The sequence below is a fragment of the Streptomyces sp. NPDC026522 genome (assembly GCF_055567555.1).
Genome location: NZ_JBVHQF010000009.1, coordinates 1 through 9,155 on the forward strand (window position 1 = coordinate 1; position 9,155 = coordinate 9,155).

Annotated in this window: 1 protein-coding gene; it reads right to left on the reverse strand. The window is 74.3% G+C overall.

The genetic code is table 11. The features are described 5' to 3' along the window. On the reverse strand, nucleotides 1-9,136 hold a 9,136-nt coding region (locus ACZ4M3_RS23110; RefSeq protein WP_467735499.1), incomplete at its 3' end, for a type I polyketide synthase. Between the last annotated feature and the right edge of the window lie 19 nt (nucleotides 9,137-9,155).

Below are 9,155 nucleotides of genomic sequence, written 5' to 3' on the forward strand. Positions count from 1 at the left end.
CGTCCCACACCGGCCCACCACCAGCCGGAGCCACCACCCGCGCCAGCCGGGGCACCCACACCCCACCACCACGCACCGCCAACTCCGGCTCACCCAACAACGCCAGGCCAGCCACATCCACCGAACCATCCGAATCCACCAACACGAACCGACCCGGATTCTCCGCCTGCGCAGCCCGCACCAGACCCCACACCGGACCCTGACGCACATCCACCGACTCACCGTCCCCGACAGCCACCGCACCCCGGGTGACCACCACCAACGACGCACCCTCGAACCGCACATCCGCCAACCACCCCTGCACCACACCCAGAACCCGTTGTGCGGTGGTGCGCACGTCGGCGAGTACGTCACCGGTCGTCGGGTCCGCGCAGTCCAGGACCACGACGGGTGGCACCTCGGCAGCGTCCACCGCCTGCTCCCAGGTCAGCCGGTCAGGAGAGCCCGTGACCTGTGGCGCGGGCTGCCAGCGGACGTGGAGCAGGGAGTCGCCGGTCCCGGAGCCCAGCTGGTCGGCGGACACCGGCCGGGAGAGCAGCGACTCGACGGAGAGGACGGGGTTGCCCTGCTCGTCGGCGACCGTGAGCGAGAGACCGTCCTGCTGGGCGACCGGGGTGATGCGCACCCGCAGGGCCTTCGCCCCCGCCGCGTGCAGCGCGACCCCGTTCCAGGCGAACGGCAGCAGGGTCCGGCCGCCGCCTTCGCTGCCCGGGCCGGCGAGGAGCCCGACGTGCATGGCCGCGTCGAGCAGGGCCGGGTGGAGCCCGAACCGGGACGCGTCGGCGTGGGCCTGCTCGGGCAGCGCCACCTCGGCGAACAACTCGTCACCCCGTCGCCAGGCCGCCGTCAGACCCCGGAAGACCGGCCCGTAGTGGTAGCCGACGGCCGCCAGGTCCGGGTAGGCGTCGGCGACCGCGATCGCTTCGGCGTCGGCCGGCGGCCAGTCCGTGAGCGATCCCGCCACGGCGTCCGTGGCGGGCGGGGCCAGGAGCCCCTCGGCGTGCCGGGTCCAGGGCAGGTCCGGCTGGTCGTCGGGCCGGGAGTGGATCGCGACGGTCCGGCGCCCGGCCCCGTCGGCCGGCCCGACCGCCACCTGGACCGCGATCCCGCCCCGGGCGGGGAGGACGAGCGGTGCCTGGAGGGTGAGTTCCTCCAGCAGCCCGCAGCCCAGCCGGTCGCCGGCCTGCACCGCCAGCTCCACGAAGCCGGTGCCGGGCAGCAGGACGCTCCCGAGCACGTCGTGGTCGGTGATCCAGGCGTGCGTGCTCGCCGCGAGCCGCCCGGTCAGTACCGCGCCCCCCTCGTCGGGCAGCTCGACGGCCGCCCGCAGCACCGGGTGGTCGAGCCCGACCTGCCCGGTGTCGGCGGTGCCGCCGGTGGCCGAGGGGGCCGTCATCCAGTAGCGGGTGCGCCGAAAGGCGTACGTGGGCAACTCCACGCGCCGGGTTCCGGTGTCGGCGAAGTACGCCTGCCAGTCGACGGGGACGCCGGTGGCGTGCAGCTGCCCGAGGGCGGCGGCCAGCGCTTCGGGCTCGGGACGGTTCTTGCGAAGGGCGGATACGAGGACGGCGTCCTCGGAGTCCACGGCCTGCTGAGCGAGGCCGGTCAAGATGCCGTCCGGACCGAGCTCCAGGAACCGGGTCACGCCCAGCTCGCCCAGCGCCGCCACCGCATCGGTGAACCGCACCGCCTCGCGGACCTGGCCGACCCAGTACTCCGGGGACTGCCAGGCCTCCGACAGCACGCCCGTCACGGTGGAGACCACCGGAATGCGCGGAGCGGAATACGTCAACCGGCCCGCCACCGCACGGAACTCGTCCAGCATCGGATCCATCAACGCCGAGTGGAAGGCGTGCGAGACAGCCAGCCGACTCGTCTTGCGTCCGGCGGCGGTGAAGTGCTCGGCCACCGCCAGCACGGCGGGCTCCGCACCGGATACGACGACCGACTGCGGCCCGTTGACGGCTGCGACGGACACGCCATCGGTCAGGAGCGGCAGTACCTCCTCCTCCGTCGCCTGCACCGCGAGCATCGCACCCCCGGCAGGCAGCGCCTGCATCAACCGACCACGCGCAACGACCAGCTCGGCCGCATCCGCCAGCGACAGCACACCCGCCACATGCGCGGCAGCCAGCTCACCGATCGAATGCCCGGCGACCACATCAGGAGTGACCCCCCACGCTTCCACCAGCCGGAACAGGGCCACTTCCAGCGCGAACAGCGCGGGCTGGGTGATCGCCGTCGCGTTCAACGCCTCCGCATCCGCACCCCACACCACCTCCCGCAACGACCGCCCCAGATGCCGGTCCACCTCCACGCACACCGCGTCGAACGCCTCCGCGAACACCGGAAACGCCTCGTACAACCCACGCCCCATCCCCAACCGCTGCGCACCCTGCCCCGTGAACAGGAACGCCGTCGCCCCCTTGCCCACCACGCCGCGCACCACACCCGCATGCGGCTGTCCCGCCGCCAGGGCCGCGAGGCCGGTCTCGTGGTCGCCCACGAGCACCGCCCGGTGTTCCATCGCACCGCGCGCCGTCGCCAGGGTGTACCCGATGTCCTCGGAACGGTGGGCGTCGGCCACCGCGAGCAGGCGCTCCGCCTGGCCCGCCAGCGCCTGGGCGGACTTCGCCGACAGCAGCCAGGGCACCACCGGCAGGTTCGCTCCGGGGCGTTCCTCGCTCGCCTCCGCTTCCTGGGGCGCCTGCTCCACGATCACGTGGGCGTTCGTCCCGCTCAGCCCGAACGAGGAGACGGCCGCCCGGCGCGGCCGGCCCGCGGCCTGCCACTCCCGGGCCTCGGTGAGCAGCTCCACCTCACCGGCCGACCAGTCGATCTGGTCCGACCGCTCCTCCGCGTGCAAGGTGGGCGGCAGCACTCCGTGCCGCATCGCCATCACCATCTTCATCACGCCCGCCACTCCGGCCGCGGCCTGGGTGTGTCCCATGTTGGACTTGACCGAGCCCAGCCAGAGCGGCCGGCCCTCCGGCCGCCCCTGCCCGTACGTCGCGAGCAGCGCCTGCGCCTCGATCGGGTCGCCCAGCCGGGTCCCGGTGCCGTGTGCCTCGACCACGTCGACCTCGGCCGCCGACAGCCCCGCGTCGGCCAGCGCCTGGCGGATCACCCGCTGCTGCGCCGGCCCGTTCGGAGCGGTCAGCCCGTTGCTCGCGCCGTCCTGGTTGAGCGCCGAGCCCTTGACCATGGCGAGGACCGGGTGCCCGTTACGCCGTGCGTCAGACAACCGCTCCAGCAGCAGCACACCCGCACCCTCACCCCAGCCCGTACCGTCCGCGCCCGCCCCGAACGACTTGCACCGCCCGTCCGGTGACAGCCCGCGCTGCTCGCTGAAGTACACGAGCATGTCCGGGGTGGCCATGACGGTGACCCCGCCCGCGAGCGCCAGGGAGCACTCCCCGGAGCGCAGCGCCTGGGCCGCCATGTGCAGGGCCACCAGCGACGACGAGCACGCCGTGTCCACGGTGACCGCCGGGCCCTCCAGCCCCAGCGTGTAGGCCGTACGGCCGGAGACCAGGCTGCCCGCCGTGCCGCCGGCGTAGTCGTGGTACATCACACCGGCGTACACACCGGTCCGGCTGCCCCTGAGCGCGGCCGGGTCCACGCCCGCACGTTCGAGCACCTCCCAGGAGATCTCCAGCAGCAGCCGCTGCTGGGGATCCATGGCCAGCGCCTCGCGCGGGGAGATCCCGAAGAACGCCGGGTCGAAGTCGCCCGCGTCGTAGAGGAATCCGCCGTCGCGGGCGTACGACTTGCCCGGCGTTCCCGGCTGCGGGTCGTAGACGCCGGGGTCCCAGCCCCGGTCGTCGGGCAGTGGGGCGATGGCGTCCACGCCGTCGGCGACCAGCCGCCAGAGTGCCTCGGGGGTGTCCACGCCGCCCGGGTAGCGGCAGGCCATGCCGACGATGACGATCGGGTCTTCGGCCGTGGTGCGGCCGGCGGTCGGCGCCGGTCCCGGGGCCGCCCCGGCGCCGGGTCCGTCGAGCAGCTCCCGGACGTGTGCGGCGACTGCGGCAGCCGTCGGATAGTCGAAGATCAGCGTGGCGGGCAGCCGCAGTCCGGTGGCCTTGTCGAGCCGGTTGCGCAGTTCCACGGCGGTCAGCGAGTCGAAGCCCAACTCGTCGAAGGCGCGGTCCGCTTCGATGCTGTCGTCCGTCGCGTGGCCCAGGACCGCCGCGACCTGCGCACGGACCAGGTCCAGGACGGCGGTGGCGCGGTCGGCGGTGGTGAGCCCGGCGAGCCGGTCGCGCAGGGCGCCCGGTCCGGTACGGGCGGTGGTGCGGCGGCCGGGGGCCCGTACGAGCCGGCGCAGCAGGGCGGGGGGCTCGTCGGTGTGGGCGCGCAGCACGGGGAGGTCCAGGAGCACCGGCACGGTCGCGGCCTCACCCGACGCGAGCGCCGCGTCGAACAGCGCGAGTCCGCGGTCGGCGGGGACGGCGGGGGTTCCGGCCTGCCGCATCCGATCCAGTTCGGCCGCCCCTAGGTGGGTGCCCATGCCGCCGGCGGTGTCCCACAGGCCGAAGGCCAGTGCGGCGGCCGGGAGTCCGGCGGCCCGGCGGTGGGCGGCGAGGGCGTCGAGGAAGGCGTTGGCCGCCGCGTAGTTGGCCTGGCCCGTCGAGCCGAGGGTGCCCGCGACGGAGGAGAAGAGGACGAATGCGGTGAGGTCCAGGCCCGCGGTCAGTTCGTGCAGGTGCCAGGCGGCGTCCGCCTTGGGCGCCAGGACGGCGCTGAACCGCTCGGGCGTGAGCGAGGTGGCCATCGCGTCGTCGAGTACGCCCGCCGCGTGCACGATCCCGCGCAGCGGGTGGGCCGGGTCGACGGAGTCCAGTACGGCCGCCAGCGCGTCCCGGTCCGCGACGTCGCAGGCGGCGATCGTCACCGATGCGCCCGACTGCGCGAGTTGCTCTTGGAGTTCGGCGGCCCCGGGCGCGTCGGCGCCTCGTCTGCCGACCAGCAGCAGGTGGCGTACGCCGTGTTCGGCCACCAGATGGCGGGCGACCAGGGCGCCCAGCCCACCGGTACCACCGGTGATCAGTACGGTGCCCGCTGCGTCCCACCCGGGGGCCGCGGCGGTGGCGGAAGCAGTCGAGCGGACCAGGCGGGGGACGAAGGCGCGGGCGGCCCGGACGGCCAGCTCCGGTTCGCCTTCGGTCAGGACCCGGCCGAAGTCCTCACTGTCATCGCTGGCGTCGCTGCCGTCGGTGTCGAGCAGTACGAAGCGGCCGGGGTTCTCCGCCTGCACCGCCCGCACCAGACCCCATACGGGGGCCTGCCGGACATCGACCGGTTCGCCGTCCTCGACGGCCACCGCGCCCCGGGTGACGAGGACGAGGGTCGCCCCGGAGAACCGCCGGTCCTCCAGCCACTGCCGGACCACGGCCAGGACCCGGTGCGAGACGGCGTGGACGGCGGGTACGACATCGGCCTCCGGCACGTGGCAGTCGAACACCACCGTGCCTTCCACCGGGCCCTCGGCCGGCAGGTCCTCCCAGCGCAGCCAGGGCACCGGCGGCCCGGCGTCGGCCGGCTGCCACGCGACGCGGTACAGCGGGTCAGCGGCCCGCACAGCGGCCCCGTCCACCGCGCGGCCCACGACGCCTCCGACCGTCGCGACCGGGGCCCCGGAGGCGTCGGCCACCTCAAGGGACAGGCTGTCCGGGGTGGGCCGGGTGATCCGCACGCGGACGGCGGCGGCGCCGGCCGCGTGCAGGGCGACGTTCCGCCACACGAAGGGCAGGACCGTTTCGTCGCCGCCGCCGGTTCCGTCCACCAACGCGGCGTGCATCGCCGCGTCCAGCAGGGCCGGGTGCAGCCCGTACGCGTCCCCCGCCGCGTCGGCCGGGAGAGCGACCTCCGCGTACAGCGCGTCGCCCAGCCGCCAGGCGGCCGCCAGGCCCTGGAAGGCCGGCCCGTAGGCGAGACCGCGGTCCCGCAGGGTCTCGTAGGCACCGTCGAGCGGCAGGGGAACCGCCCCGGGCGGGGGCCACTCCGTCAGGTCGAACGCGGGCGGCTGTGCGCCCTCGGCCAGCACCCCTTCCGCGTGCAGGGTCCACTCCGGCTCGGCGGCGGTCCCGGGGACGCCCTCCTGGCGCGCGTAGAAGCCGACCGACCGCCGCCCGGACTCGTCGGCCGCCCCGACCACGATCTGTACGGCGACGGCACCGTGCTCGGGGAGGACGAGCGGGGCGTGCAGGGCGAGTTCCTCCAGCGAGCCGCACCCGGCGTGGTCGCCGGCGCGGACCGCGAGCTCCACGAATCCGGCGCCGGGGAAGAGGATGGCGTCCCGCACCACGTGATCGGCGAGCCACGGCTCGGCGGCGACGGCGAGCCTGCCGGTGAGGACCACCCCTCCGGAGTCGGCGAGGGAGACGACGGCGCCGAGCAGCGGGTGCTGGGGCGCGGACAGCCCGGCGGCCGGCGCGTGGCCTGCGGGGCGGACCGCGTCCAGCCAGTAGCGGGTGCGCTGGAACGGGTAGGTGGGGAGGTCGACGCGCCAGGCGCCGGTGCCTGCGTAGAAGGCCGCCCAGTCGACGCGTACGCCGTCCACATGCAGGAGGGACAGGGCGGCGGTCAGGGATTCGGGCTCGGGGCGGTTCTTGCGGAGGGCGGATACGAGGACGGCGTCCTCGGAGTCCACGGCCTGCTGAGCGAGGCCGGTCAAGATGCCGTCCGGACCGAGCTCCAGGAACCGGGTGGCACCCTGCTGCTCCAGGGCACGTACGGCGTCGGCGAAGCGAACCGCCTCGCGGACCTGGTCGACCCAGTACTCCGGGGACTGCCATGCCTCCGACAGCACGCCCGTCACGGTGGAGACCACCGGAATGCGCGGAGCGGAATACGTCAACCGCTCGGCCACGGCGCGGAATTCGCCCAGCATCGGATCCATCAGCGCCGAGTGGAAGGCGTGCGAGACGGCGAGCCGGCTGGTCTTGCGTCCGGCGGCGGTGAAGTGCTCGGCCACCGCCAGCACGGCGGGCTCCGCACCGGATACGACGACCGACTGCGGCCCGTTGACGGCTGCGACGGACACGCCATCGGTCAGGAGCGGCAGTACCTCCTCCTCCGTCGCCTGCACCGCGAGCATCGCACCCCCAGCGGGCAGCGCCTGCATCAACCGACCACGCGCAACGACCAGTTCCGCCGCATCCGCCAGCGACAGCACACCCGCCACATGCGCGGCAGCCAGCTCACCGATCGAATGCCCGGCGACCACATCAGGAGTGACCCCCCACGCTTCCACCAGCCGGTACAAGGCCACTTCCAGGGCAAACAAGGCGGGCTGGGTGATCGCCGTCGCGTTCAACGCCTCGGCGTCAGCACCCCACACCACCTCCCGCAACGACCGCCCCAAGTGCCGGTCCACCTCCACGCACACCGCGTCGAACGCCGCCGCGAACACCGGAAACGCCTCGTACAGCCCACGCCCCATCCCCAACCGCTGCGCACCCTGCCCCGTGAACAGGAACGCCGTCCGCCCACCCGAGCGAGCCCGGCCCGTTGCGAGGGCGCGGTGTTCCTCCCCCGCCGCGAGGGCGGCGAGGGCACCGAACCGGCTCGCCTCGTCGCCCGTCACCACCGCCCGGTGCTCGAACGAAGAGCGGGTCGTGGCCAGCGAGTGGCCGACGTCCTCGGGCCGGTGGTCGGCCCCCGCGAGCGACTCCAGCAGCGCACGTGCCCGGTCCGCCAGTGCCTGCGGGGACTTCGCGGATACCGGCCACGGCGCCGCCGACGGCAGCGACCGCGCGGGCTCCTCCCCGGCCGGGGTGTCCGCCGTCGCCTCCGGCGCCTGCTCCACGATCACGTGCGCGTTCGTCCCGCTCAGCCCGAACGAGGAGATGCCCGCCCGGCGCGGTCGACCATCGGCCTGCCACTCCCGGGCCTCGGTGAGCAGCTCCACGTCACCGGCCGACCAATCGACCTGGTCCGACGGCGAGTCGACGTGCAGGGTCCGGGGCAGTACCCCGTGCCGCATCGCCATCACCATCTTGATGACGCCCGCGACACCGGCCGCCGCCTGCGTGTGACCGAAGTTGGACTTCACGGAGCCCAGCCACAGCGGCCGGCCCTCCGGCCGTTTCCTGCCGTACGTGGCCAGCAGCGCCTGTGCCTCGATCGGGTCGCCCAGCCGGGTCCCCGTGCCGTGTGCCTCCACCGCGTCGACCTCGGCCGCCGACAGCCCCGCGTCGGCCAGTGCCTGGCGGATGACCCGCTGCTGCGCCGGGCCGTTGGGGACGGTCATGGCGCTGGACGCACCGTCCTGGTTGACGGCGGAGCCGCTGACGAGCGCGAGGACCGGGTGCCCGTTGCGGCGCGCGTCGGAGAGCCGCTCCAGCAGGAGGACGCCCGCGCCCTCGCCCCAGCCGGTACCGTCCGCGGCCGCGGCGAACGGCTTGCACCGGCCGTCCGGGGCCAGCCCGCGCTGCCCGCTGAAGTACACCAGCATGTCCGGGGTGGACATCACGGTGACCCCGCCGGCGAGCGCCAGATCGCACTCCCCGGACCGCAGCGCCTGGGCGGCCAGGTGCAGGGCCACCAGGGACGAGGAGCACGCCGTGTCGACGGTGACCGCGGGGCCCTCCAGCCCCAGCGTGTAGGCCGTACGGCCGGAGACGAAGCTGCCGGCGCTGCCGTCGGCGTAGTCGTGGTACATCACACCGGCGTACACACCGGTCCGGCTGCCCTTGAGCCGGGTGGGGTCGACTCCCGCCCGCTCGATCGCCTCCCAGGAGATCTCCAGCAGCAGCCGCTGCTGGGGGTCCATGGCCAGTGCCTCGCGCGGGGAGATCCCGAAGAACGCCGGGTCGAATTCGGCCGCGTCGTAGAGGAACGCGCCGTCGCGGGCGTACGACTTGCCGGGCAGCCCGGGCTCGGGATCGTAGACGTCGGGGTCCCAGCCGCGGTCGGCGGGGAAGCCGGACACCGCGTCGGCGCCGTCGGCGACCAGCCGCCACAGGCCCTCGGGCGTGCCGGCCCCGCCGGGGTAGCGGCAGGCCATGGCCACGATCGCGATGGGGTCGTTGCCCGCCGCCGTCAGCCGTGCGTTCTCCTCGCGCAGTCGCTCGTTGTCCGTGAGTGACTTGCGCAGTGCCGCTACGACCTGTTCCACCGATGTGCTCACGTCATCCTCGAATTCCGGT